Raw genomic sequence first — 25,364 nt, forward strand, 5'->3', positions numbered from 1 at the left:
GGGAATGTTTAATTCTGTCCTGATAGTGTGCGTAGGTAATATATGCCGCTCACCGCTAGCTGAAGCTTTACTGAAACAATGGCTGCCTGAAAAAAATATACAATCGGCCGGTCTGTTTGCACTGAAGGGAAAAGGCGCTGATCTGATGGCAAAGACGGTGGCCTGCCGTCACGGGATATCACTGGAAAATCATAAGGCAAGGCAGTTTACGCGTGAAATGGGGCGGACGTTTGATCTTATTCTGGTGATGGAAAAGAGGCATATCAATATTATTACGCATTATTTACCCGAAATCAGAGGGAAAATCATGCTGCTGGGGCATTGGAATCAGCGCAAAGATATTCCTGACCCGTATGGAGGAGATATAACAACCTTTAATTTTATATTCTCTCTTATAAATGAGTCAGTATCTGGCTGGAAGGCGGCTTTAGATGATCAGGGTTTAAAATGAGTGTGAAAATAACGAATCACTTTAAAAATAAAAATAGCCAGGATGAGTTTGATTTACGCAAAAACGTTGGCGCTGTTATTGACCGAAGATACACTATTATTGTCATTACCTTAATCTTTGCCATCATTGGCCTGTTATATGCCGTTCTGTCGGCTCCGGTTTATCATACTGATGCGTTAGTTCAGATCGAATCCTCAGGCGAAACCGATATGATAAGTCATATCTCGCCATTATTGCCGGCGAAATCACCTGTTTCACTGACAGAAAAACAATTGATTACTTCCCGGGCAATACTGGGAGAAACCGTCGCTCAGTTAAATTTGGATACAGAAGTCCGTTTTGCCCATTTTCCCATTATTGGTGAGGCGATACGGCGATATTCGTCGTCAGGATTGCCGCAGATCACGGTGGATATCTTTGAACCACGCGAGGGAGTGACCGGAAGCCCTTATACGCTTGAAATTCTCGGGAATGCTAATTATCAGATAACATCACCTTCCGGCACGACCACATCGGGAATGGCCGGTAGGGTGTTAGAAACTCCGGAGTTTCGTATTGAAGTCAACGCAATCAATGCGCGCAAAGGCGATAAGTTCACCGTTATAAAAGTCGAAGTGCTCAAGGTGATCAGTGACTTACAAACCAATGTCAACGTCATGGATCAGGGAAAAGATACGGGTATTTTGACTATCAGCTACAGTGGCAATGATCGTAAACAAATTAAGCGTATTCTCCAGACAATTATTGATAACTATGCCCGCCAAAGTATCCACCGGAAATCAGAAGAAGCAGAAAAAAGTCTGGAGTTTCTCAGGAGTCAGCTTCCCTTGGTAAAAAACAACCTTGGGATCGCAGAAGCGAAATTAAACACCTTCAGAAGCCGAAATAATTCGGTGGATTTACCGATGGAAGCAAAGTCGGCCCTCGACAGCCTGGTTCAACTGGATGGTCAGGTTAACCAGCTTATCCTTAAAGAAGCTGAGATTTCAAAGCTCTATACAAAGCAGCATCCTGCATACGTGGCATTAATTGAAAAAATCCATGTACTGAAAGAAGAAAAGGAAAATCTGAGTCAAAAAATCAGCACATTGCCTCAGATGCAGCAGGAAGTGGTCAGGCTGACGCGTGACGTTCAGTCGGGACAACTTATCTATATGCAGCTTTTAAATAAGCAGCAAGAACTAAAAATCAGCCAGGCCAGCACAATCGGCACGGTCAGGATTATCGACAGTGCCGTCACAGGATTAAAACCCGTGAAGCCCAATAAAATCAGGGTGATATTTATTTTTGCCTGTCTGGGAATGATTTCATCCGTTGGATTTATCCTGGCAAAAGTCTCACTGCAGCATGGCATTGATTCCGCCGAAATACTTGAAGACATCGGTCTGAATATTATTTCAAATGTGCCGCTATCAGAGTGGAAAAATAATCCCGATCCTGACGCTATGAAGGATGGGCAACGCTTAAGCCTACTGGCACTTGAGAATCCGTCAGATATTGCCATTGAAGCCCTGAGAAATTTAAGAACCAGTTTATATTTCTCGCTGATGGAATCCGGATCAAATGTATTGATGATCTCCGGTGCTACCCCGATGGTAGGTAAAACCTTCATCAGTTCCAACCTTGCTGTGGTGATAAGCCAGGCTGAAAAACGGGTCTTATATATTGATTGCGATATGCGAAAAGGGTATGCACACCGGATCTTTGATATTCACAACGTAGGTTTATCAGAGGCTATTGCAGGTTCCATCATGTATAAAGACGCGGTCCAGAGCAGTAAAATTCCGGGGCTGGATATCATTACGCGCGGGAAGTTATCCAGAAAACCATCGGAACTTTTGATGCGCAAGGAATATCGCCAACTTATTCAATGGGCTTCAGAGAATTACGACCTCGTAATACTGGATGCACCGCCGGTTCTGGCGGTAAGCGATGCCGTTATTATCGGGAAACATGCGGGTATTTCTCTGCTGGTTGCTAAATTCGAGCAGAGCACAGTACGTGAAATAGAATCTGCAATCAGAGTATTCAAAAGAAATAATATTGATATTAGCGGCGGGGTGCTCAACGCAGTGGTGAATAAATTTTCTGGTTTCTATAGCTATGGTAAAAAAGAAATATATGAATATCATGCATCTGAGCTATGAAAATCACACTACGTTATCAGGACATAGGCAGAACTCTACGAGAAGTGGTGTTTGCTCCTGACTGGTCTTAACTAGACCAGGATGATTATGATATCTTTCAGGGAAAGATAATGAATAAGATATTCAGCGACAGTGTTATTTATGTTGGCGGAGAGTTATTTGTAAAAATTTTTCCTTTCCTTCTGCTCCCTGTTCTCTCCCGTGCTTTGGGGCCTGAACAGTACGGACAAATATCTTTATTCAATACTTATGTGTCGATCTTCTTTGTCTTCATTGGGCTCAATTCATCAGCCGCGATTATTAGATATGAGTACACGCAAAAAAGATATCATTCTGCAGATTATTTCTTTTCCTCTGTCATTATTTTATCCATTGCCTTCATCCTTTACATTCATGTCCTGTATGTTTTTTACCGCCATGAAATTATCATCCTTGCAGCGCTGGCAGGTTATCTGCAGTGTGTTTACACCAATCTGGTCTCGGTCAGTCAGGCCAGAAAAGAAGCGAAAAAATACCTGATAGCACAAGTGCTTAATGCGGCAATGTCATTTTTTATGACATTATTATTTCTGTATTATTTTTGGGCGAACTATGAGGCCAGGGTTTACGCGATTATCATGGGCTTTCTGCTCTCAATATTTTTTGCTTCCTGGTCAAACAGAGTCTGGCTGAAGCAGGTAGATTTTCGTTTTGAGACGTTTAAAAAGACATCATCGCAACTTTTACTTTTTGGCGTTCCTCTCATTATTCATAATTTGAGTTTTCTGGCCCGATCCGGACTGGACAGGATTATGATCAGTAAATACTTCCCCGGTGCCACATTGGGGAATTACTCAGCGGCATTTCAGCTGAGTGTGATTATTACCGTAGTGCTGATGGCGCTGAATAAGGCATTGACCCCTCATCTGTACAGCCAGTTAAGGAATAATAAAATCAGGAGAAGTGACTTTAATCTGATCTTCGCCGGGTATTTTTTTCTGAGCATACTGATAACCGTTGTTGCGCAGTTACTGCCTGAAAAAATATACAATATGGTTGCAGGAGAAGAGTATAAGGACATTAAAAGATTGGTGATAATTATGGTGCCTGCTTTTTTAGCGCAGGGATTTTACCTGATTATGGCTTCCACCTGTTTTTTTTATGGCAAGAATAAAGCAATTTCCTATTGTACTTTCACCGGAGGAATCGTTCATTGCGTTATATTGTATTTCGTTTGTAAGTTTATGAATGTATTCTGTGTGCCATGGGTGCTGTTTTTCTCGAACAGTTTTGTCGCTTTTCTGATGTATATAACTGTCTTCAGGGCCGTATTAAGCCAGGACCGGCGAGGAAAAAGTGAACATTGATTTAAAACGTGGCGTTATGTGTCTTTTTTTAATGATGGCCATTTCAGTATGCATAGTTAATCTTATTGTGAATGCACGTATTGCGGTAGGGGCGGTGATCTTTACCCTGACTGCATTGAGCATACCTGTCATGACCATTCCAGGAGCCCGTTATAATTTTTTTATCATCTCGGCACTGCTGTTCTCCGCCGGCTATACGTTTTATTGTGTTAATGCTTTTGATATATTCCCCGGAATAGATGCTGTCCGCTATTATCAATTTTTGATGTCAAATAACTCGCTTGGTGAAATACTCTCCGGTGCGGTAGAGAGAGTGATTAAAGTGCATGAAAGCGGAGAGACTGACGGACCGGGTTCCTTTTTTATCTTTGGGTTGCCCGTTCATTTATTTTATAATTTAATGCCCGCAAAAGATGCAGTTTATATTGTTATTTTTAATTTCATCTTCAAAATGATGGGGGTTTTGACAATCAGCCGACTATTTTCCAGAGTATGTTCGGTTAATTTTCGCTGCGTTCTGCTATCCCTGATTATTTTTTCTCCGACGTTTAATTATTTTGTTTCTGTTTTTGGTAAAGATACCTTTATCTTTTTCATGACGATCCTTCTGGCCGCAGCGTTAGTCAGTTTCTCGGTTACTCCGGGGAGAGTTACAAAATTCTTCCAGGCCATTAGCATATTAATACTGGCAGGCTACTGTTTTCTGCTCCGGCCTTATTCTCCCGTAACGGCACTTCTGTATGTTATGTTTACACTGGAATGTTGCCGGTTAATAAAATTAGCCATGATAGGAACTGTTTTGATAGTGGTACTGGTTGCTGTTTTAAAATCGGTTCTATTAATAATTAACTGGCCGATGATTTTTGCTTTTATGTATATGGCTCCCAACCCCTCTCAGTTTATGAATTATGATGGCTTTACATTGCTTCCCGTGCTCGGGGTTATTATTACTTTAATGTTAATTTTTGTCCGGACAATAAAATATACCACCCTTATTTTTGACAGGAAACTGGCAGCATCGGTTATGTGTGTCCTGATTTATTCTGCCATCATGACACTGGTTGGATTCTACGCGATCCGTACTGAATATAGTTTTGGAAGTGTAGGGGATGCCGTATTCAGAAAACAACTGCTCATTATGCCGCTGGTTATTTTTTCCCTGTTACTTTATTTAAGAACCCGGGTTGCAGGTACATCAGATGAAGAAAATTGAAGTTGCTCACCTGTTAGGTCAGCTGGATATCGGAGGAATTGAAAGCTGGCTTTATGATTTTGTGATTGAAACAGCAGGCAGTGTACAGCACACCTTTATCGTCGATAAGCCCCATAAAGGATTTTACGAAGAGGATTTATTGTCGATGGGTTGCAGAGTCATACACATTTCGTCTTATACAAAACCACTGAAATACATAGCCGCTTTGTTTTCCGTTCTCAGGAAAAATAAATATGATGTCTGTCATAGCCACGTCAGCTTCAATAATGGTGTCGTCGCGTACATCGCTAAGATGTGTGGTATACCGAAGGTTATTTCCCATGCTCACTCTGATCGAACTCTGCAATACCAACGCCAGGGCCTGTTAAAACGCCTTGAAATTGATTTTAAAATCTTCCTGGTCAGACGTTATTCGACGTATTGCGTTGCGGTCAGTGAAGGTTCAGCACGTTGCCACTTCAAAACAAAGGGAACGGCGGTCAGCATCATTCCCTGTGGCAAAAATTTTCAGAACCTGGTCTCTGCTGCCCCGAGCCGCCTTAAACAGGAGCTTGGTATTGCTGAAAGCACGTTTGTTTTGGGAACGGTCGGGCGGGTAGAACCTGTTAAAAACCAGGCATTCCTGCTTGATATACTCTCTCAATACCGTGAGCAGGATGTATGTTTGCTGATTGTTGGTGAAGGAAGTCTGCGGGCTGACTTGCACAGACTCACCCTTGAGCAGGGTCTCGCTGACAAAGTTATCCTGACCGGTGCAAGAGACGATACGCTGTTAATTTTACGCGATGTTATTGATGTTTTCCTGTTTCCGTCGCTGCACGAGGGCTTTGGGCTTGCTGCTGTTGAAGCTCAGGCGGCCGGCCTGCCGGTCATCGCTTCACTGCATGTTCCACGGCTTATTGATGTGACTGAACGTATCTCTCATCATTCACTTAGCCATCTCTGTGCATGGACGTCAGAAATTGATGCATGGATGGCTCAGCCTGTCAGGAAAGAAATTAATACTGATGTGATAACAGGCCGCTTTTCTATCGGGAAGAATGCGCAGGAAATATTGAGGTTATATGTCTGAAAATATTAAAACTGGCCGGATGGTTTTTCGTCACTGGCGGAGCATTATTCTGTTTCTATGTGCCATAATCTCTCCTTTACCGAAGTTTTTTCGTGCTCATCTGCTTGATGTCTTCGCCGGATTTCCGGGAAAAACAGGGGTGGGCATCCGCTATATTCTTATCCGTACGCTGGTAAAAGCATGTGGAGATAATGTTTATATCGGACGCTGGTGCGTATTCAAAAATCTACAAAACCTCTCACTGGGTAGCAATATCAGTTTTCATGAACGGAGTTATGTGGATGCTGCCGGAAATATTTTGGTGGGTAATGATGTGTCGTTTGCCCATTCTGTGTCGATTATCTCTTTCGAACATCGGTACGCATTATCTGAACAACCCTTTAAATATCAGCCGGTAGAGCTTAAAAAAATTTGTATTGCCTCGAATGTCTGGGTGGGGTGTGGTGTAAGGATCCTGGCAGGTACGATAATTGACTCTGACGTCGTTATCGCAGCGAATTCTGTCACCAAAAATCATCTTACTGCGGGAGTCTATGCCGGATCCCCGGCAATGAAAATAAAGGAGCTATCATGAAAATGGTTTTTGCGCATGACCATTATTTTATCCATCATGGTGAAAAAGTGTATTCACCCGGTAAGCTTCCTTATTCTGCTTTTACCCGGTATTTACATCATTTTGATCAGGTAACTGTATTATCCCGTTATAAAAATGATTCCTCATTTTCGCCTTACTGGACTCTGGCCAGCGGTCATGGGATGGTTTTTAAAAAAATTGAAAATCATTCTTCTCTGAAATCTGTGTTATTCACCTGCCATAAAAATATTATCGAGATTAAAGACACTCTCAGAGGGTGCGATGGCGTTGTTGTCAGGTTACCCAGTGAAACCGGTCTGATAACGGCAAAAATCGCACGACAGATGAATATTCCTTATCTTGTGGAACTCGTAGCCTGTCCGTGGGATGCCATGATCGGATACGGATCACTGAAGGGATTCCTCTATGCGCCGGTGTTATCCTGGCGGGTGAGGCAGGCGGTGAAAAAAGCCTGGGGTGCTATTTATGTTACGGGGAGTTTTTTGCAAAAACGTTATCCTATTAAATATAACGGCGTGTCTGCTTCAAACGTTGACTTACTGCCGGCCTCTCTTTCTGTTCTGAATCAAAGATGCGATAAAATAGCTACGTCCTCTGGAGGACCTTTTAAAATAGGCTTAATTGCTTCTCTTGACAGTCCGCATAAAGGTTTTGATACCATTTACAAAGCAGTCTATCGGCTCAAAAATAAGGGGGTTCCGGTCATACTTGAAATCACCGGTGGCGGAAGTAAATTCAAAAATAGTCCGCTGATTGATAAATTATTACTGCATGACAATATTATTTTTTCAGGGCCCAAAACATCAGGAGAAGGGATTTTTTCATTCCTGGATACCGTCGATCTGTATGTGCAGCCCAGCAATCAGGAAGGATTGCCACGTGCTGTGATAGAGGCGATGTCGCGCGCCTGCCCGGTGATCACCAGTTCTGCCGGAGGAATGCCGGAGTTATGTCAACGGCATTACCTGCATAAGCCCAATGATGACCATACACTGGCGAACAACATTGAATATTTACTAAAAAACCGTCAGGAAATGTTATCGATGGCGCACCACTCGTTTAATACTGCGCGTCTTTATCAGCCTGAATTATTAATGAAAATCCGCTTTGATCTCTTTACCCGCTATAAGAACCATATGCTTTCACTCAGGAATGCCTGACACAACATCTCTCAGTTGTTTTTGGTTTTTACTGATATAGATAATGAATGACCTTTAACATAATTATGAGAAATGTTTTTGCAAGGTCAGTGTAAATATTTTATTTATATTAGGGAGCTGCAAGCAAGATCCGAACACAATGCAATAAATGTTGGAATTTCTTTCCGGCAAAAAAAGGAATGATAATTTTGAATGGAATCGATCACAAATATGTTATTGCAATTACGGCTAACACAAGCTGGTATTTGTATAACTTTCGAAAAAATACCATTATGGCTTTGCTGGAGAATGGATATCAGGTAATAGCAATCTCACCTGCGGATGAATATACTCACCGGCTCGCTGAACTTGGCTGCCAGACCGTTCCGGTAAAAATAGATTCCGGTGGTACTGATTTTTTCAAAGACTTGATCACTTTATTTTCAGCCTGGTGTGTTTTGCGCAAGCACAAAGTCGATGTGGTATTGAATTTTACGCCTAAAAATAACATCTATTTTACGCTGGCAGCTAAGGTATTAGATATTCCTGCCATCAACAATATCGCCGGACTGGGCAGTGTTTTCATGAGCAAAGGCATGGTGAGGATAATATGCCGGCATCTCTACCGGTTCAGTCAGCGCTATGCGGCAAAAATTTTCTTTCAGAATGAGGATGACCGGGAATTATTCCTGACTGAAATGCTGCCTGATTATTTATATACCGAACGATTACCGGGTTCGGGTGTTGATTTAATGCGTTTCAAGGTAACACCGGCACCTGATGATGATGTGGTACGTTTTATACTGATTTCCCGAATGCTCTATTCCAAAGGAGTAGAACATTATGTTGATGCGGCGCGCAAATTGAAGAAACGGCATGGGCAGCGCTGTGAATTTCGCTTGCTTGGGTTCCTGGATGTTAATAATCCGGCCGCCATTAAGACCGAACGGATGGCCGCCTGGATTGAGGAGGGCAACATACTTTATCTGGGGACGTCAGATAATGTTGAGCAGGAAATCGCGCTGGGCGACTGTATTGTTTTGCCTTCCTTTTACCGTGAGGGGGTGCCGAAATCCTTACTCGAAGCCGGAGCGATGGGGAAGCCTCTGATTACCACGCGTAATATTGGTTGTCAGGACACGGTAAATGAAGGGGTAAATGGTTTTCTGTGTGAGCCACAGGATACGGGGTGTTTAACACGTGCGATGGACCGGATAATCAACCTTACCCACTCGCAGCGTCTGGATATGGGCAACGAGAGCAGGAAAAAAATGGTCAGGGAGTTCGACGAAAAAATAGTCATTTCCCGCTATCTGACGGCCATTGAACAGGTTCTTTCCTGACACCGGCGGTTATTCCGCCGCCGGTGTCAGGCTTGCTGACAAAATGCTAGTCCACGCGGCGATAGCTGCGCTGCGTATTGTTGACTTTATACAGATAGCGGCGCGATTCTCCGGACGGATGTTTGGTCGTCAGTGTGGTATAGACATCGCCCGGCGACATGTTGTTAATGATGTTAAATGCCTGCGTTTTATTGCTTGAGAACACGCGTAACACGCTGCCTGCGCCACCGTTATACGCAGTAATCACTGCATAACGACGTGATGTCGGATTGCTGATGTTCCCCAGATAAACGTTTTGCAGCATCGCCAGATATGCGGTGCCGGTATTGATGTTATTTTGAGGATCAAACAGATAGCTTCGGCTTGGCTTACCCCATTTCCCTTCTGATTTAAACACATCCACCCCAGCGGTATGCTGCACAACCTGCATCAGCCCCAGTGCATCGGCGTTACTCACCGCATACGGGTTAAAAGCAGATTCCGTTTGCATGATCGCCAGTATCAGTGACTGATCGACACCATATTTCGCAGAGGCTTCGCGGATCATCGGCAGGTATTTATGCGCACGCTGATTCAGGTGGTTTGGTACCATCTGGATCGTTACGGAATAAATGACATGCAGGCCGGACTGACGGCGCATCAGTTTGTTCTGGATCAGATAGTCGGCAAAGCTGGCGGCACGACCTTCCCAGCGGATCGGCTGACCGGTGTTGTCGAGAACCTGACCGTACAACATCGGTTCCCGGCTGATCTGGATATCGTTGGCGTCTGAGTAGAGATCAACGTTGCCCGGGTCATCGCCCACCAGCAAGGTGCTGATAATGGCCTTACGCAGGCTGGCGGCCGGATCGGTGCCAGAAATGGTTTCAAGAGTAATGGTACCCGCATCAAAGTTAATATGGCTGCGGGTGTAATACTGATCGCTATATTTCACGTAGTCCTTCGGACCCGCGATCAGCACTTCATTCATGCCCCAGATGTTTTCGATGTTATGGGCGAACTGGCCCATCAAAATGTCAAATCCGTTAGTGTCTTTCACATAAGCTTCGTTGAACGAGTCTTTCTTACTGCCGGAGCAGGAGATCAACATGGGCGCGATAACCAGCAAAGCTAAAATTTTCTTCATCTTACAAGCCGTTTCTGATGAAAGAAGCAGGCGCCGGGGCACCTGCCTTAATGTTTCAACCATTATTACCAATGATTATTTTGAGGGCGGGGTATAGCCTTCGATATGAACATCCTGACCTTCAAACAGAAAATTCACCATTTCCTGCTCCAGCAATTTACGGTCATCCGGGTTCATCATGCTGAGTTTCTTTTCGTTGATCAGCATGGTCTGTTTGGCCATCCACTGCGACCAGGCTTCTTTGGAAATTTCATTGAAAATACGTTTGCCAATCTCGCCAGGGTACAGCTGGAAGTCTTGCCCTTCGGCATCGCGCTTGAGAAAGGTGCAAAAAATCGTTCTGCTCATGCTAATTCCTTATCGATCGTTCTTTTAGGGCGGTTATTTGCCAGCGGTCTGCTTTGCTAATTGTATCAGCAGACGTTCTACCGGCGCGGCCAGCCCGACGGATTGTGGTTGCGCTAAGTTATACCAGAGACCCGCACCTTCATCCATGCAACCCGCCGTAGAACGTAGATTTAACCACATCGGAACGATATCCAGATGGAAATGGCTGAAAGTGTGACGGAAAGCGGTCTGTTGCTGTAACGCATTTTGCGTAACACCGTATTTTTGCAGCCCCAGCGCGAGTTCATCTTCGGTCTGGTATTGCGGGAAGCAGAACAATCCGCCCCACAGGCCGACGGGCGGACGCTGCTCCAGCCAGACTTTATCTTCCTGCTGAATCATCAGCATAAAGGCCGTTTTTTCCGGTAACGTGGTTTTGGGTTTTTTACCCGGGTATTTTGCCCAGCTGTGATGTGCGTAAGCTTCGCAACCTGATTTCACCGGGCATAACTCGCATTTCGGTTTGCTGCGGGTACAGACCATGGCACCCAGATCCATCATTGCCTGATTAAACTGTGCGACGCCTTCGGCAGGCGTGACGTCTTCACTGATCGCCCACAGTTTATTTTCGGTTTTTTTCTCGCCCGGCCAGCCGTCAACGGCGTAGCAACGGGCCAGCACGCGTTTCACATTGCCGTCTAAAATGGGGTAATGCTGATTCAGTGCCAGCGACAAAACGGCGCCCGCCGTTGAACGGCCAATGCCCGGCAGCGCAAGAATTTCATCAAACGTCGTCGGAAATACGCCGCCGTGCTGGCTGGCAATAGTTTGGGCCGCTTTATGCAGGTTTCGTGCACGGGCGTAATAGCCAAGGCCGGTCCACAGATGCAATACTTCGTCGAGCGGTGCCGCGGCGAGATCTGACACCGTCGGGAAACGTTCCATAAAGCGTTCAAAATACGGGATGACAGTCGCTACCTGCGTTTGCTGCAACATCACTTCTGAAAGCCAGACTTTATAAGGTGTTTTGGCAATTTGCCACGGCAGCGTCTTGCGGCCATAGCGCTGATACCAGTCGAGCACCAGCGGCGAAAAAGAAGGGGCTTCCATCATGGGTGAATTACAGTCCGGCAGGGTTAAAAGACGGGGCTGATCACATCACAGTTCCCGTCTGGCTGTAAACCGGAACTTTCCGCACTGTACGCACAGTAGTTAGTGGCTGATTTCAGTATTGACTGTTTTCCTGCCCGCAAGCCTTGCTAATCGGGAGTAAGTTTGGATAATGCGCCTTTCCTTATATTCAGTGACCCAGGCACAGGCATCCGCGCGCGGGTACCGCGTCTTGCCAATCGGAGTGGAAACACCATGAAAAACGACGTCATTTCACCGGAGTTCGACGAGAATGGTCGCGCGATGCGCCGTATTCGTAGTTTTGTCCGCCGCCAGGGCCGCCTGACGAAAGGCCAGCAATTCGCTCTGGACAACTTCTGGCCGGTAATGGGCGTGGAATTTCAGACAGAACCTCTGGCAATTGATGCCTTGTTTGGTCGCAGTGCACCGGTTGTGCTGGAAATCGGTTTCGGAATGGGCACGTCGCTGGTCACCATGGCTAAACAGAACCCGGACCAAAATTTCATCGGCATTGAAGTTCACTCGCCTGGCGTCGGTGCCTGTCTTGCGACCGCGCATGAAGAGGGTGTCAGTAACCTGCGCGTGATGTGCCACGATGCAGTCGAAGTGTTAGAAAAAATGATTCCGGATGGCTCGCTGGATATGGTGCAGCTATTCTTTCCTGACCCGTGGCACAAAGCGCGCCATAATAAGCGCCGTATCGTGCAGCCGGAGTTCGTTGAGAAGCTGCGCAGGAAACTGAAAGTAGGCGGCGTGTTCCATATGGCAACCGACTGGGAGCCGTATGCAGAGCACATGCTTGAAGTCATGACCGGTTTAGAAAGCTGGGCGAACCTGTCGCAGGAAAACAATTATGTTCCGCGCCCGGAATCCCGCCCGGTGACCAAGTTCGAAATGCGTGGCCAGCGTTTAGGCCACGGTGTATGGGATCTGATGTTTGAGAGGAAGCAATAATGGCTAAGAATCGCAGTCGTCGTTTACGTAAGAAGTTACACATTGCCGAGTTCCAGGAACTGGGCTTCTCTGTAAAATGGCGTTTCCCGGAAGGTACCGCGGTAGAAACCATTGATGAATCCCTGGATAAATTCATTGACGGTGTGATTGAGCCAAACAAACTGGCCTTTGACGGCAGTGGTTACCTGCAATGGGAAGGTCTGGTTTGCCGTCAGGACATCGGTCACTGCACTGATGAACAGCGCGCGCAGGTCAAAAAATGGTTAGAAGACCATAAAATGGAAGACGTGGAAGTCAGCGAGTTGTTTGATATCTGGTGGGATTAATTCCCGCAGATCTGCAGGATCGCTGAATGTAAAGGTGCCTCTGACAGGCACCTTTGTTACATCTGGAGGCTGGGCATTGGGTACTGAACTTGATAACAATTTGCTGGAAGATATTCTTGCGCAGGTCAGGCCGCTGATAGGTCGCGGTAAAGTCGCCGGTTATATTCCTGCGCTGGCGGAAGTCAGCCCCGATCATTTAGGCATCGCCGTGTGTACCACGAAAGGAGAAATCTTTCGTGCCGGTGATGCCGGGATGCGTTTCTCGATCCAGTCGATTTCTAAAGTCCTCAGCCTGACGCTGGCGCTGACCCGCTATCAGGAAAGCGAAATCTGGCAGCGCGTCGGTAAAGAGCCCTCGGGGCAGCCCTTTAATTCCCTGGTACAGCTTGAGCTTGAGCAGGGAAAACCGCGTAACCCGTTTATTAACCCGGGCGCGCTGGTGGTTTGCGACATGCTGCAAACCCGTCTGTCTGCACCCAAGCAAAGAATGCTGGAAGTGGTACGTCAGCTGGCCGGATCGGCAGATCTCAACTACGATCGGCACGTTGCGCGTTCCGAGTTTGAGCATTCCGACCGCAACGCCGCTATTGCTTATCTGATGAAGTCTTTTGGTAATTTCGACAACGATGTCATCACCGTTTTGCATACTTATTTTCATTACTGCGCACTGCGGATGAGTTGTGAAGAACTGGCGCGCACCTTTGTGTATCTGGCCAATAAAGGCCATCCGCTCGGCAGCGAGACACCGCTCATCGATGCCCGCCAGGCGCGGCAGATTAATGCAATGATGGTGACCAGCGGAATGTACGACGGTGCGGGTGAATTCGCTTATCGCGTCGGAATGCCGGGTAAATCCGGCGTCGGCGGTGGCATCATTGCCGTCGTGCCGGGGGAAATGTGTATCGCGGTTTGGTCGCCGGAACTTGATGCGGCAGGGAACTCTTTGGCAGGTATTGCTGCCTTAGAATTACTGGCGCAACGTATTGGCCGTTCAATTTTTTGAGTTTGCTGTCTTAAGGGAGAGTACATGTTAGTAAAAAGTGGAGTGGTAAAAGCCGGACTTGCTGCATTGCTGGCGCTGAGCGCGTGGAGCGCGCAGGCTGATTATCAATGTGCCGTACAGCCTAAAGATGACGTGATCATCAAGCCGCAGACCGTTCAGGTGGTCGGTAACAGCGGTGATTTGCTGATCACCCCCAATGGTAACGTGACCCTCAACGGTAAAGACATGACCCTGAGCGCCAGACAGCGTCAGGAAGCAATCGACTATCAGGCCGGTTTACGCCGTGACCTGCCGTGGATTGATCAGGGAGCAACGGCGCATCTTGAAAAAGGCCGCGTGGCGGTTGACCGGGTGATCGTCGAGAAACTGGGCGCCGACAGCAACGTGCGTAACCGACTGGTGACACTCGATAAAAAACTGAAAGAGCAAATGAACCTCATCATCGAGCATCGTACTGACGGCCTGACCTTCCACCATAAAGCTGTGGATCAGGTTAAGCAGAATGGTCAGAAGCTGATGGAGCAAACCATGGGCGGTGTGATGCAGGACAGCATCAACGAGATGGGCCTCAAACAGGCGACCAGCGGCGGAAATCCGCTGCAGGCAATGATGGGGAATCTTGGCGGCCTGCAGCAAGCCATTCAGGAAGAGTGGAACAAGCAGGAAAAAGAGTTCAAAACCTTTGGCGATGACGTCTGTAAGCGTGTGACGAATCTGGATACTCAGCACAAAGCCCTGCTGGCGGCGCTCAGATAACAGTCATTTTATCGCCTCTTTAAAACACCTAAAGAGGCGATAAAGACGAAATTAGTGTGTGGTATTCACCATATGGTAAAGCGACCAGCGTTTAATATCAGGATAAAAAGTCGTGAATAACCCCTGAAGGAAGGTGATTAAATCACTTTCCTTTTTGAAGATAAATTCGCCTAAATTGGGATCAAATACTTTATATCGGTCCCTGGAAATGAATAACCCCATCGCGTGGCCTGCGTTACTCATTCTTATACTTAAATACTCAACTCTACCCGGCACGCATGAATAAACGATTTCACGCGCCGCGACATCAGTGAGACTGGAAGTTCCTGCCTCAGTGGTTTCTGATCTCGGGTTTTTCTTTTTTAAGACGTCAAAAAGATCTAAACCCAGAGGCCGGCACATTTCTCTGAGATGAAAATCGTTATAGGTTTTCATTTCCGAAAATAACAATGCGATATTAGTCATTCCCCTGACTACGCTTGCGCCTTCGGCACCCAGAACATAGTTTTTCCATGCATGATAATTCCCTCTTTTCTGGGCATACGTCAGTACTAATCCCAGGCAGGCTCCACCCGGGCCATGCTGGATGGTTTTTTTACTGGGCGGCATGATATTTTTTTGCCAATATCCCTGCCGCAAGAAAGGAACCTGGTGTCTGGCATTGCTTAAATCCAGATAATTGATTTGATGAAATAAAGAATAATCAGAACAATGGGTTGCAGTGGCTAATTGCATAACCTTTTTGAAACGCATATAACATCCTTGTGTTAATTATCAACGTAAATTACTTATATTACTCAGTCAGAAATAGCTCCAGCAGTGAGTTCAGGAACAGTTTCCCTTTGCCGGTGATCTGCCAGTGCGTGTCGGTTTCCAGCAGATATTCTTTGGCGATCGCGTCATCAAGCTGCGCACGAATCACCGATTCATCCAGCCCGGTATACAAACCAAACTCTTCGCGGGGTGCCGCTTCCAGCAAACGAAAACGGTTCATGAAGAATTCAAATGGCAAATCTTCAGTTTCGACCGGATGCTGTTTGTCCATGTAGCGTCCTTGCATATAGCCACGAGGGTGTTTGGTTTTCACGGTTCGCAGGATTTGCCCGTCGGGCTGCGTCAGCTTGCCATGCGCACCACAACCGATGCCGAGATAATCGCCGAAGCGCCAGTAGTTGAGGTTGTGCTGGCACTGATAACCTGGTTTAGCGTAGGCCGAGGTTTCATATTGCTGGTAACCGGCAGCGGTCAGTAACTGATCACCTTGTTCGAAAATATCCCACAGCGCGTCGTCATCCGGCAGTTTAGGCGGACGCGAGGCGTACATCGTATTCGGCTCGATAGTCAGCTGATACCACGACAAATGCGGCGGATTAAGCGCGATAGCCTGGCGCAAATCGTCCAGCGCTTCTTCCAGTGTCTGATCCGGCAAACCGTGCATCAGATCGAGATTGAAGCTGCGCAGATTCAGGCTGGTCGCCAGATATGCCGCACGCTTTGCCTCATCAGGCCCATGAATGCGCCCCAGACGCTCCAGTTTCTGCGCATCGAAACTTTGTACGCCAATGGAAATACGGTTCACACCGGCGCGCTGATAGCCGCTGAAGCGGTCGGCTTCGACGGTGCCGGGGTTAGCTTCCATGGTGATTTCAGCATTGGCATCAAGCGGCAAACGCGCCCGGACGCCGTCGAGCAGGGTCTGCATGGCTTCGCTGCTCAGCAGGCTGGGGGTTCCGCCGCCGATAAAAATCGTCCCCACACTGCGCCCGCCGACCAGATGCAGGTCGGCATCCAAATCGGCCAGCAGATGCGCGACATAATCGTCATGCGGCACTTCACCCTTTAACGCGTGCGAGTTGAAATCGCAGTAAGGGCATTTTTGCACGCACCACGGAATATGAATGTAGAGACTCAGCGGCGGCAACTTACGCATTCTTCTGTACAGCCTCTTTCATCGCGGCAAGCAGCAGTTTCAGTGCCTGACCCCGGTGGGAAACTGCACTTTTTTCTTCGCGGGTCAGTTCTGCAGCGGTTTTCCCCAGTTCCGGTACGTAGAAAATCGGGTCATAACCAAAGCCGCCTTCGCCTGCTTCAGCAAAGGTAATTTCGCCCGCCCAGCTGCCGTGGCACACCAGCGGCGTCGGGTCTTCTGCGTGGCGCATATACACCAGAACGCAGTGGAATTGCGCGTTGCGCTGGCCCTGGGGCACATCTTTCAGTGCCACCAGCAATTTATCGAGGTTCTGCTGATCGCTGGCGTCAGCGCCTGCGTAGCGGGCGGAGTAAATCCCCGGCGCACCACCGAGAAAATCCACCGCCAGGCCGGAGTCATCGGCAATGGCCGGCAAGCCGGTGACAGCCGCTGCATGGCGGGCTTTCAGGATGGCGTTCTCGATAAACGTCAGGCCGGTTTCTTCAGCGGATTCGACGCCCAGTTCGGTTTGCGCCACCACGTCCAGGCCGAAATCAGCCAGAAGATGCGCGAGTTCACGCACTTTACCGGCATTGCCGGTAGCTAAAACGACTTTCTTCATAAAAATAATGTCCTGAAATGAATCTGACTTGAAGTTATTCAGCGAGCAGTACCGCGACCTCGGTCGGGATATTTTGCGGATTCGTAATGCGGACTTGTTTATGGCGGCCCAGCTCGCCTTTTTCGATGCTTATCTGACTTTTGGCGACTTTAAACTGTTTTGAAAGAAATTTCACCAGATGCGTATTGGCCTGGCCGTCCACCGGCGGGGCAGTGATGGCGACTTTCAGTTCATCGCCATGCAAACCCACCAGGCTGTCGCGGCTGGCTTTGGGCTGGATAACCAGCCGCAAAACCAGCGCATCGGATTGCCAGAACGCCGGACTTAAAGCTGGAACCACAGTGCACCCAGCAAATCCATACCGAGATAATTCAGCATATACAGGATCAGAATCACGACCATCGCCGAGAAATCAATTCCCCCCATGGCCGGAAGGATGCGGCGGATGGGTGCCATCAGCGGTTCGGTCAGTTGCATCAGCAGGTAATCCATCGGCCCGCGTCCCTGGCTCACCCAGCTCATCAGAGAGCGGATAATCACCAGCCAGAACACCAGATAACCCGCGGCTTTGACCAGCCCTATCAGGCCAATCAGCAAGCTGCTCAGACCAAAGAAGATGGCACCACTTTGGATAAGCAACAGCAGCGGAAATTTGATCGTGCAAAGGATAAAAGCCAGCAACAGGCTTGCACTGTCAATCGGGCCCAGCGGCGGAATAATCCGGCGCAAAGGTCCGATAACGGGCTGAGTAATCTTCACCACGAACTGTGAGAACGGGTTATAAAAATCTGTACGTGCCCATTGCATCCAGATGCGCAGCAGCAGAACCATCACGTAGAGATCAATCAGTGTTTTGACCAGAAAAGTCAGCGTTAACATAATTCTCCTATGCCCTTCGTCTTTCGGGTTGCTTCTGCGTTGCCGCAACGCGAATGATTTTAGACAGTCATATTTTATTATTCGTTCTTGTCAGAACAGTTTTTCCATTTCCTGCGCACGGGCAATGGCGGCCTGCATGGCTTCGGAAACAATCTCCGGTAATTTACGGTCGGTGAAAACCTTCAGCGCCTCAAACGTCGTACCGCCTTTGGATGTCACATTCTCACGAAGTTGTGACAATGGCGTGTCCGGGCTGGCGGCTACTAAGGCGCTGGCACCGCTGGCAGCTTGCTCAACCAGCATCCGTGCGGTTTCAGCGCTGAAACCCAGACGCTGCGCTTCGGCCTGCATGGCTTCCATAAACAGGAAGAAATACGCCGGTGCGCTGCCTGCGGCGGCAATCACATGGTTAATACCTTCTTCGGTATCGACCCAGCAAATTTTGCCGACGGCGGTCATCAGTTCGCCACTGTAATCACGGTCTGCCTGAGATACCTGAACAGGCGCGTACAGGCCGCTCATGCCTTTCCCGACGAGGGAGGGCGTGTTGGGCATAATACGCACAATATTCAGATTTTCTCCCAGCAACTCGCAAAAACGCGCCACGCTGACGCCTGCGGCAATCGACAGTACCAGCTTGTCGCTAAAATCCACGTCTTTTTGCAGTGCTTTACACACATCGGCCATCATCTGTGGTTTTACGGACAAAACCACTACATCTGCCTCTTTTGCACAGCCGCTGTTATCGCTGCTGCTTTGTACGCCATATTTTTCAGCCAGCGCATCGCGATGCGTGGTGGACGGGGCACAAACGCTGATGAGATGTGCCGGATAGCCGCTTTCGACCAGGCCGGAAATAATTGCGCCCGCCATATTACCGGCGCCGATAAAACTGATTTTGCGATGTTGCATTCATGCTCCTTGCTTTTAATGGGGGCTGAATTGAGCCTATCAAGAGTAAAGCAGTCAATCCAAAGATAACGGTGACTGTTTTACGCCGTAATCACGGGCACCGAAAATGGCGGTCCCGATGCGAACCATCGTGCTGCCAGCCGCAATCGCTGCAGGCATATCATCGGTCATCCCCATCGACAGCGTATCGGCCAGCGGACAAATACGTTGCAAATCTTTCAGTGCCTCACGCATTTTGCCGAACACTTCAAGCTGTCGCGCATAATCCGTTTCCACTGCCGGGATGGCCATCAGACCGCGCAATGACAAGTGAGGCATCGTCATAATCTGGCGGGCCAGCTCTGCAATATCACCGATTGCGATGCCGGATTTGCTGGCTTCATCACTGATGTTTACCTGAATCAGCACCTGCAAAGGCGGTAACCCGGCCGGACGCTGTTCGTTCAGTCGCTGGGCGATTTTCAGGCGATCAATGGTATGGCACCAGTCGAAATTCTCCGCCACCAGGCGGCTCTTATTCGATTGCAGCGGCCCGATAAAGTGCCAGGTCAGCGCGGGCTGATGTCCGGCAAAGTGGGCAATCTTATCAACGCCTTCCTGCACGTAGTTTTCGCCAAACGCGAGTTGTCCGGCGGCAATAGCTTCTTCGACAGCGCTCGCAGGTTTTGTTTTGCTCACTGCAAGCAGGGTAATTTCTTCTGAAGGTCTGCCGCAAAGGTGTGCAGCTGTGGCGATTTTCTCACGGACATTCTGTAAGTTCTGCTCAATAGCGTTTTGCTGACTAAGGCTCATAGGGACTCAGGAGGATTTCAACATGGATATTGATGGATTAGTGGGACGTAGTGTAAAGCAAAATGCCTCAGATCTGCACCTTTGTACTGGCTATCCGCCAGTGTTACGCATTGACGGAGAATTATGCCGCTGTGAAGATCTGCCGGTGGTCGATGCCTCGCAGATGCTGGGGCTGACCCGTGAGTGGCTGGATGCGACGGAGCAGTATGCTTTACAGCAGGCCGGGCAGGTGGATAAAGCGCTTTCACTGGGCGATGGCATACGGGTACGGATCAATATCTTTCAGCAACTGCACGGGCTTTCTGCGGCACTCAGACCGGTGCCTGCCCGTTGTCCTGAACTGGCTGCTTTGCTGGCGCCAGATATCTTGCAACGCGTCATTATGCAGGAAGACGGCCTGATTTTGGTCACCGGCGCGACAGGCAGCGGGAAATCTACCACTCTTGCCGCGCTGATTAATCATCTCAACCGCCATGTGAAGCGCCATATTATTACTCTGGAAGATCCGATCGAGCTTATTCACACGGGCAGGCAATGTCTGATTCAGCAGCGTGAACTCGGGCTGCATACGCGTTCATTTGGCGAAGCCGTACGCGGTGCGCTGCGTGAAGACCCGGATGTTTTGCTGCTTGGTGAGTTGCGCGACACCGAGGGTATCCGGCTGGCGCTGACGGCGGCGGAAACCGGACATCTGGTTCTCGCAACACTGCATGCGCGCAACGCCACGCAGGCGATTGACCGGCTGGTTGATGTATTTCCGGCTGAAGAAAAAGCGTTTGTCCGTGCGCAACTGGCGGGCAGCCTGCGGGCCGTGATTGCGCAAAAACTGGCGGTGTCGGCAGAAAAAGACGGTAAAAAAACGGGAAGGGTAGCGCTGTTTGAAGTACTGACGTCCACGCCTGCTGTGTGCAATTTAATTCGCGAAGGAAAAACCCATCAGCTGGCGGATATCCTGCAAACCGGTGTACAGGCCGGAATGCAGACGTTTGCACAAAGCCGTCAGCAGCGGCAATGTGCGGGATTACTGGCGGAAAATCAGGAGTGATTCCATTGTTTCTCGAACCAGCTTTCCAGAATAATGACGGCGGAAGCAGCATCCACGCTGCCTTTATCCAGCGCACGGAAACCGCCGCGATCGAACAAATCAGCACGGGCTTCGACGGTGCTCAGACGTTCGTCATGCAGTTCAACCTGGACGCCAAAACGGCCATGCAGACGGTTGGCAAATTTACGTGCACGGGCCGTCAGGGGTTGTTCTGTGCCGTCCATATTCAGCGGTAAACCCACAACCACCAGATCCGGCAACCATTCTTTCAGCAACTTTTCGATTTTCTGCCAGTCTGGTGTGCCGTCCTGCGCTTTAAACGAGGTCAGCGGGCGGGCGGTGCCGGTCACTTCCTGGCCAATAGCCAGACCAATACTTTTAGTACCAAAGTCGAAAGCAAAAACCGTGCGGTTTGCCATTATGCATGCCCCGCGTGGGTGGCCAGTTGCCCGACGTCAACGCCGATCATTTTCGCCGCTTCTCGCCAGCGGTCAGCAATCGGTGTACGGAACAGAATGTCGCTGTTTGCTTCAATGGTCAGCCACGAATTCTCCAGCAATTCTTTTTCCAGCTGGCCCTGTTCCCAGGCGGCATAGCCCAGCGCCACCAGCACATCTTTCGGCTGAGCGGGGGTGCCCAGTGTTTCCAGTACATCTTTGGAGGTGGTGATCATGGTGCTGTCAGAGATACGGATGCTGGAGCCAAAACCTTCGCGCGGCGTATGCAAAATGAAACCGCGATCGTCTGCCAGCGGGCCACCGGAAAAAACCGGGCGATCAAGACGAATGCTCAGATCACGGGGTTCGGGTGTGATGTCCAGTTTGTCGAGCACGTTTTCAACCGTAAAATCGTCGACCAGTTTGTTAATCACCAGGCCCATGGCGCCGTCTTCATTGTGCTCGCAGATATACACGACCGAACGTTTGAACTGGGGTTCATCCAGACCAGGCATCGCAATAAGAAAGTGGTGTTGTAGATTCATGTTATGCAGGATGTTTAACCTCAGAATAGATATCAGTGCAGGCAGGCCAGTTTATTACGTCAGGCTTGCCAAAAAAAGCGGGTTATCCAGCTAATGCTGAACAACCCGTTTACCGATGTTAATCTGCGCTTACTTTGCAGCCAGACGTTTCTCGATGGCGTCCATCAGCATGCCTGTGATGGAAATCGGGAAGGCGGCTTCGATTTCACGTGCGCAGGTCGGACTGGTGACGTTAATTTCCGTCAGGCGATCGCCGATAATATCCAGACCAACAAAAATCAGGCCCTTTTGTTTGAGTACAGGGGCTACGGTGCGGGCTATTGCCCAGTCACTTTCGCTCAGCGGGCGTGCTTCACCACGGCCGCCAGCCGCCAGATTACCGCGGGTTTCGCCTTGTGCGGGAATACGCGCCAGGCAGTAAGGTACCGGTTCGCCGTCGACCACCAGAACACGTTTATCACCGTCTTTGATTGCAGGCAGATAGTTTTGTGCCATGCAGAAACGGCTGCCATGTTCGGTCAGGGTTTCAATCACCACTGAGACGTTCGCATCCTCCGGTTTCAGACGGAAAATCGAAGCGCCGCCCATGCCGTCGAGCGGCTTGAGGATCACGTCGGTGTGTTCTTTATGGAAGGCTTTCAGCTGCGCTGCATTGCGGGTCACCAGCGTATCCGGCGTCAGTTCCGGGAACCATGCGGTGAACAGCTTCTCGTTACAGTCGCGCAGACTTTGTGGTTTGTTGACGATCAGCGTGCCTTTTTCTTCGGCACGTTCGAGGATATACGTGGCATAAATAAATTCGGTATCGAAAGGGGGATCTTTACGCATCAGGATGACGTCAAGTTCCTGCAGGGCGATATCCTGCTCTGTCCCAAACTCATACCAGCCGTCGTAATCCTGCTTCACGCTGAGTTTTTTAGTGGTCGCACGGCCTTCGCCGCCGCGCAGATACAGGGAATTCATTTCCATGTAATGCAGTTCATAACCACGACTCTGCGCTTCCAGCAACATAGCGAAACTGGTGTCTTTTTTAATGTTGATGGAAGAGATCGGATCCATCACGATGCCAAGCTTAATCATTTGGTTTCCTCTTAACCCAGATCGCCGAAACGAACCTGTAAGGCCGTTATCGCGGTGAGTGCTGTGGTTTCTGTACGCAGAACACGGGGTCCCAGCAGGATATCAGTAAATCCGTAGCCGGAGGTCATTGCAATTTCGTCAGCGGATAAACCGCCTTCCGGGCCAATCAGCAGGCGAACATGGCTCACCGGCAGCGGCAGGGTATTAATACTGTGGCTGGCGCGCGGATGCAGGTTCAGCTTCAGGCTATCGTCCTGTTCGCCACACCAGGCTTCAAGCTGCATCGCCGGGCGAATTTCCGGGATACGGTTACGGCCGCATTGTTCGCAGGCCGCGATGGCAATTTTCTGCCACTGCTGCAATTTTTTCTCCAGACGTTCACCGTCAAGTTTTACACCACAACGTTCTGAAAACAGCGGGGTAATAGTATTGACGCCCAGCTCGATGGATTTCTGGATGGTGAATTCCATCTTCTCGCCACGCGATATCACCTGGCCAAGATGCAGATTAAGCGGGGATTCATTATCTGCCAGCACGCCTTCGTTCAGACTGACACGCACGCTCTTCTTATCAACCTGAGTGATGCTGGCTTCGAAGACCTGGTTGCTGCCATCAAAAAGCTGAATCGCCTGACCGGGCTGCATACGCAGAACGCGTCCGACGTGGTTAGCGGCATCTTCACTGAGCGCAATTTCGCTACGTGCGGTCAGGATTTCCGGATGATAAATGCGGGGTATGCGCATGTATGGCTGCTGTCCTTAAAATGTTGATGTGGGCTATTTTGGCAACTGTTGCCAGCCCTGTCGCTGACTATTGTGCTCTATAGTAGGTTAGCTTTTTCTTTGCGCGCAAGCCTGCTGAACGTAAGGGTTATGATTGCCTTGCACATTGGCAATACGGTTGTCGCGTTCGCATTCCCAGGCGGTCACCGGATACTGGCGATCCCATGCGGTAAACAACTGCGTCTGCTGGCGGGATAAATTCAATTTATACTGGTCACGCATGTAGAAATAAATACGTGCGATAGCGCCCCGGGCGCGGGCTGGCGGCTCAGCGGCTTTGGCTTTAAAGTCGATTTTCATTTCGCAGCGGCCATACTGACCTTCACCCCCGTTCCACTGACTGTACATAAAATTGTTGCGGTCGCCGTTCACTTCGCCAATGGCCGGTTCAAGATTATGCAGGTCGGTTTCTATCTGGCGATAGCTGGCACTTTTTGCGCAATTTTTGCGCCCGCCATCCTGCCAGCATTGCATCTGGTGGCCGAATTGCCAGGCGGGAACCACATGTTCCCATTCGATCCGGTTGGCGCGTTGTTCACTTTTACGTACTGCGTAGCCGCAGGATTGCAGATCCGGTGTGCCTTTTTTCCCTTGCCAGTGGATAGTGCAGCCGCAATAAAATGTTGGCGCGCCCTGATTGATTTTAACAGCGGCGACCTTGGCCTGACTGAAATTATTAATGGCATTGCCGGACTGGCTGAACGCGCTCAGCGGTGCCAGCGCACCGATAAACAGAAAAGATAAGAACTTTTTACGAAACATATTTCTGAAAGCCCCGAAACTAAAAGGCCGGAAGGGTAACGGATGAAAGGCGTCGTGACAATGGGACTTTGCTGCTAATGAGTGGTTGATAAATCAGCAATTAGTACTGCCGTTAGCGTTAAAACGTAACAGTTCACCGCAATGACGGCAGCGATACTCCGACTCTTTTCGCATTACTTTATTGTGGCGCCGCACGGTAAGCCGGTGATCACGACAGGCGCATATATACGGATAGGTTTTACTTTGTACGGACGCGACTTCGAACTTGTGTGTTCTGCTCGCTGACACACCCAGCACATGTTCCATCATCCAGCGCCACTCTTTACCATGCGGCGCAGGCGCGCGGCCAAAGCGGCGGTAGACCAGTAAATGGGCCAGTTCATGCGGAACAACTTCGTCGATAAAGGGTTGCTGATTTTCCATCAGCAGCACCGGATTAAGCCGGATTTGCCAGTGTTGCAGATACGCGCTTCCCGCGCTGGTACCGCGTTGCTGATAGCTTATCTCCGGCTCCGTATAATCGGTGCCAAAAAACTGATTTGCCATCAGGAGCTTTTCCCGCAGGCAGCGCATAACGGCTTGTTGCAGGGCAATGGGGAGACGTGTGGTTTTCATCAGGCGAAGGATAAATCTGGCGGGGAAGAGATGCAATATGGAATTCCTCCCCTTT

Annotated in this window: 29 protein-coding genes; 13 read left to right on the forward strand and 16 right to left on the reverse strand. The window is 49.0% G+C overall.

The genetic code is table 11. From position 1 onward, the window contains the following. Positions 1–4 precede the first annotated feature (4 nt). The 8 genes from EVX52_RS12475 to EVX52_RS12510 all read left to right on the forward strand — a co-directional run bounded on the left by EVX52_RS12475 (position 5) and on the right by EVX52_RS12510 (position 9,306). Positions 5–451 carry a protein tyrosine phosphatase gene (locus EVX52_RS12475; RefSeq protein WP_129953056.1) on the forward strand — a complete coding sequence of 149 codons (447 nt, stop codon included), beginning with the start codon at positions 5–7 and terminating at the stop codon, positions 449–451. Further along, positions 448–2,598 carry a polysaccharide biosynthesis tyrosine autokinase gene (locus tag EVX52_RS12480; protein ID WP_129991391.1) on the forward strand — a complete coding sequence of 717 codons (2,151 nt, stop codon included), beginning with the start codon at positions 448–450 and terminating at the stop codon, positions 2,596–2,598. The genes EVX52_RS12475 and EVX52_RS12480 overlap by 4 nt, the downstream gene beginning before the upstream one ends. Positions 2,599–2,708: 110 nt before the next feature. Next, positions 2,709–3,944: an oligosaccharide flippase family protein gene (locus EVX52_RS12485; protein WP_129991392.1), complete on the forward strand. Its 1,236-nt coding sequence runs from the start codon at positions 2,709–2,711 to the stop codon at positions 3,942–3,944. After that, on the forward strand, positions 3,934–5,157 hold the full coding sequence (locus tag EVX52_RS12490) for a hypothetical protein (protein ID WP_129991393.1): 1,224 nt from the start codon (positions 3,934–3,936) through the stop codon (positions 5,155–5,157). The genes EVX52_RS12485 and EVX52_RS12490 overlap by 11 nt, the downstream gene beginning before the upstream one ends. Beyond that, on the forward strand, positions 5,144–6,229 hold the full coding sequence (locus EVX52_RS12495) for a glycosyltransferase (RefSeq protein ID WP_129991394.1): 1,086 nt from the start codon (positions 5,144–5,146) through the stop codon (positions 6,227–6,229). Before EVX52_RS12490 ends, EVX52_RS12495 begins: the two co-directional genes overlap by 14 nt. Then, positions 6,222–6,803, forward strand: coding sequence for an acyltransferase (locus tag EVX52_RS12500; protein ID WP_129953051.1), 582 nt, complete (start codon positions 6,222–6,224; stop codon positions 6,801–6,803). Before EVX52_RS12495 ends, EVX52_RS12500 begins: the two co-directional genes overlap by 8 nt. Beyond that, positions 6,800–7,984 carry a glycosyltransferase family 4 protein gene (locus EVX52_RS12505; RefSeq protein ID WP_129991395.1) on the forward strand — a complete coding sequence of 395 codons (1,185 nt, stop codon included), beginning with the start codon at positions 6,800–6,802 and terminating at the stop codon, positions 7,982–7,984. Before EVX52_RS12500 ends, EVX52_RS12505 begins: the two co-directional genes overlap by 4 nt. A gap of 188 nt (positions 7,985–8,172) precedes the next feature. Continuing rightward, on the forward strand, positions 8,173–9,306 hold the full coding sequence (locus EVX52_RS12510; RefSeq protein WP_129991396.1) for a glycosyltransferase family 4 protein: 1,134 nt from the start codon (positions 8,173–8,175) through the stop codon (positions 9,304–9,306). Positions 9,307–9,352: 46 nt separating this feature from the next. On the opposite strand, the gene mltC is transcribed toward EVX52_RS12510, so the two are convergent. From mltC to mutY, 3 genes are all read right to left on the reverse strand, one after another. After that, positions 9,353–10,432: a membrane-bound lytic murein transglycosylase MltC gene (gene mltC, locus EVX52_RS12515; protein ID WP_129953049.1), complete on the reverse strand. Its 1,080-nt coding sequence runs from the start codon at positions 10,430–10,432 to the stop codon at positions 9,353–9,355. 75 nt (positions 10,433–10,507) lie between these two features. Next, entirely contained in the window at positions 10,508–10,780 is a 273-nt protein-coding gene (locus tag EVX52_RS12520) for an oxidative damage protection protein (RefSeq protein WP_013576841.1), read from the reverse strand. A 33-nt stretch (positions 10,781–10,813) separates the two neighbouring features. Further along, positions 10,814–11,872: an A/G-specific adenine glycosylase gene (gene mutY / locus EVX52_RS12525; RefSeq protein WP_129991397.1), complete on the reverse strand. Its 1,059-nt coding sequence runs from the start codon at positions 11,870–11,872 to the stop codon at positions 10,814–10,816. 252 nt (positions 11,873–12,124) lie between these two features. Here mutY and trmB point away from each other — a divergent pair, with 252 nt between their 5' ends. From trmB to EVX52_RS12545, 4 genes are all read left to right on the forward strand, one after another. Further along, positions 12,125–12,844: a tRNA (guanosine(46)-N7)-methyltransferase TrmB gene (trmB, locus tag EVX52_RS12530; protein WP_129953047.1), complete on the forward strand. Its 720-nt coding sequence runs from the start codon at positions 12,125–12,127 to the stop codon at positions 12,842–12,844. Further along, on the forward strand, positions 12,844–13,170 hold the full coding sequence (locus EVX52_RS12535) for a YggL family protein (protein ID WP_129953046.1): 327 nt from the start codon (positions 12,844–12,846) through the stop codon (positions 13,168–13,170). The genes trmB and EVX52_RS12535 overlap by 1 nt, the downstream gene beginning before the upstream one ends. 76 nt (positions 13,171–13,246) lie before the next feature. Further along, on the forward strand, positions 13,247–14,173 hold the full coding sequence (glsB, locus tag EVX52_RS12540; RefSeq protein ID WP_129953045.1) for a glutaminase B: 927 nt from the start codon (positions 13,247–13,249) through the stop codon (positions 14,171–14,173). 24 nt (positions 14,174–14,197) lie between these two features. Further along, positions 14,198–14,929, forward strand: coding sequence for a DUF2884 domain-containing protein (locus EVX52_RS12545; RefSeq protein ID WP_129991398.1), 732 nt, complete (start codon positions 14,198–14,200; stop codon positions 14,927–14,929). A gap of 51 nt (positions 14,930–14,980) precedes the next feature. Here the strand turns inward: EVX52_RS12545 and EVX52_RS12550 are convergent, their stop codons facing one another. The 7 genes from EVX52_RS12550 to EVX52_RS12580 all read right to left on the reverse strand — a co-directional run bounded on the left by EVX52_RS12550 (position 14,981) and on the right by EVX52_RS12580 (position 20,043). Further along, positions 14,981–15,682: a YopT-type cysteine protease domain-containing protein gene (locus EVX52_RS12550; RefSeq protein ID WP_129991399.1), complete on the reverse strand. Its 702-nt coding sequence runs from the start codon at positions 15,680–15,682 to the stop codon at positions 14,981–14,983. 40 nt (positions 15,683–15,722) lie between these two features. After that, positions 15,723–16,859 carry a radical SAM family heme chaperone HemW gene (gene hemW, locus EVX52_RS12555; RefSeq protein ID WP_129991400.1) on the reverse strand — a complete coding sequence of 379 codons (1,137 nt, stop codon included), beginning with the start codon at positions 16,857–16,859 and terminating at the stop codon, positions 15,723–15,725. Then, a complete protein-coding gene (locus EVX52_RS12560; RefSeq protein ID WP_129991401.1) occupies positions 16,852–17,460 on the reverse strand; it encodes an XTP/dITP diphosphatase in 609 nt (202 codons plus the stop codon). Before EVX52_RS12560 ends, hemW begins: the two co-directional genes overlap by 8 nt. A 34-nt stretch (positions 17,461–17,494) precedes the next feature. Beyond that, on the reverse strand, positions 17,495–17,800 hold the full coding sequence (gene yggU / locus EVX52_RS12565; protein ID WP_129953041.1) for a DUF167 family protein YggU: 306 nt from the start codon (positions 17,798–17,800) through the stop codon (positions 17,495–17,497). Continuing rightward, positions 17,785–18,339 carry a YggT family protein gene (locus EVX52_RS12570; RefSeq protein ID WP_112150889.1) on the reverse strand — a complete coding sequence of 185 codons (555 nt, stop codon included), beginning with the start codon at positions 18,337–18,339 and terminating at the stop codon, positions 17,785–17,787. Before EVX52_RS12570 ends, yggU begins: the two co-directional genes overlap by 16 nt. Before the next feature lie 90 nt (positions 18,340–18,429). After that, positions 18,430–19,251, reverse strand: coding sequence for a pyrroline-5-carboxylate reductase (proC, locus tag EVX52_RS12575; protein WP_129991402.1), 822 nt, complete (start codon positions 19,249–19,251; stop codon positions 18,430–18,432). A 54-nt stretch (positions 19,252–19,305) separates the two neighbouring features. Then, positions 19,306–20,043: a YggS family pyridoxal phosphate-dependent enzyme gene (locus EVX52_RS12580; protein WP_129991403.1), complete on the reverse strand. Its 738-nt coding sequence runs from the start codon at positions 20,041–20,043 to the stop codon at positions 19,306–19,308. Between the two features lie 22 nt (positions 20,044–20,065). Here EVX52_RS12580 and EVX52_RS12585 point away from each other — a divergent pair, with 22 nt between their 5' ends. Further along, positions 20,066–21,088 (forward strand): type IV pilus twitching motility protein PilT, encoded by a 1,023-nt coding sequence (locus tag EVX52_RS12585; protein WP_129991404.1) that lies wholly within the window; start codon positions 20,066–20,068, stop codon positions 21,086–21,088. On the opposite strand, the gene ruvX is transcribed toward EVX52_RS12585, so the two are convergent. From ruvX to EVX52_RS12615, 6 genes are all read right to left on the reverse strand, one after another. Next, positions 21,079–21,507, reverse strand: coding sequence for a Holliday junction resolvase RuvX (ruvX, locus tag EVX52_RS12590; protein ID WP_129953037.1), 429 nt, complete (start codon positions 21,505–21,507; stop codon positions 21,079–21,081). The two genes, EVX52_RS12585 and ruvX, sit on opposite strands and share 10 nt — an antisense overlap. Then, a complete protein-coding gene (locus tag EVX52_RS12595; protein ID WP_129953036.1) occupies positions 21,507–22,070 on the reverse strand; it encodes a YqgE/AlgH family protein in 564 nt (187 codons plus the stop codon). Before EVX52_RS12595 ends, ruvX begins: the two co-directional genes overlap by 1 nt. Before the next feature lie 129 nt (positions 22,071–22,199). After that, a complete protein-coding gene (gene gshB, locus EVX52_RS12600; RefSeq protein ID WP_129991405.1) occupies positions 22,200–23,150 on the reverse strand; it encodes a glutathione synthase in 951 nt (316 codons plus the stop codon). Between the two features lie 11 nt (positions 23,151–23,161). After that, a complete protein-coding gene (gene rsmE, locus EVX52_RS12605; RefSeq protein ID WP_129953034.1) occupies positions 23,162–23,893 on the reverse strand; it encodes a 16S rRNA (uracil(1498)-N(3))-methyltransferase in 732 nt (243 codons plus the stop codon). A gap of 87 nt (positions 23,894–23,980) precedes the next feature. Beyond that, positions 23,981–24,694, reverse strand: coding sequence for a deoxyribonuclease I (endA, locus tag EVX52_RS12610; RefSeq protein WP_129991406.1), 714 nt, complete (start codon positions 24,692–24,694; stop codon positions 23,981–23,983). Between the two features lie 93 nt (positions 24,695–24,787). Beyond that, positions 24,788–25,309, reverse strand: coding sequence for a SprT family zinc-dependent metalloprotease (locus tag EVX52_RS12615; protein WP_129953320.1), 522 nt, complete (start codon positions 25,307–25,309; stop codon positions 24,788–24,790). Between the last annotated feature and the right edge of the window lie 55 nt (positions 25,310–25,364).

This window comes from Rahnella sp. CFA14(1/10), from assembly GCF_004195095.1.
GTDB classification, from domain to species: Bacteria; Pseudomonadota; Gammaproteobacteria; order Enterobacterales; family Enterobacteriaceae; genus Rahnella; species Rahnella perminowiae.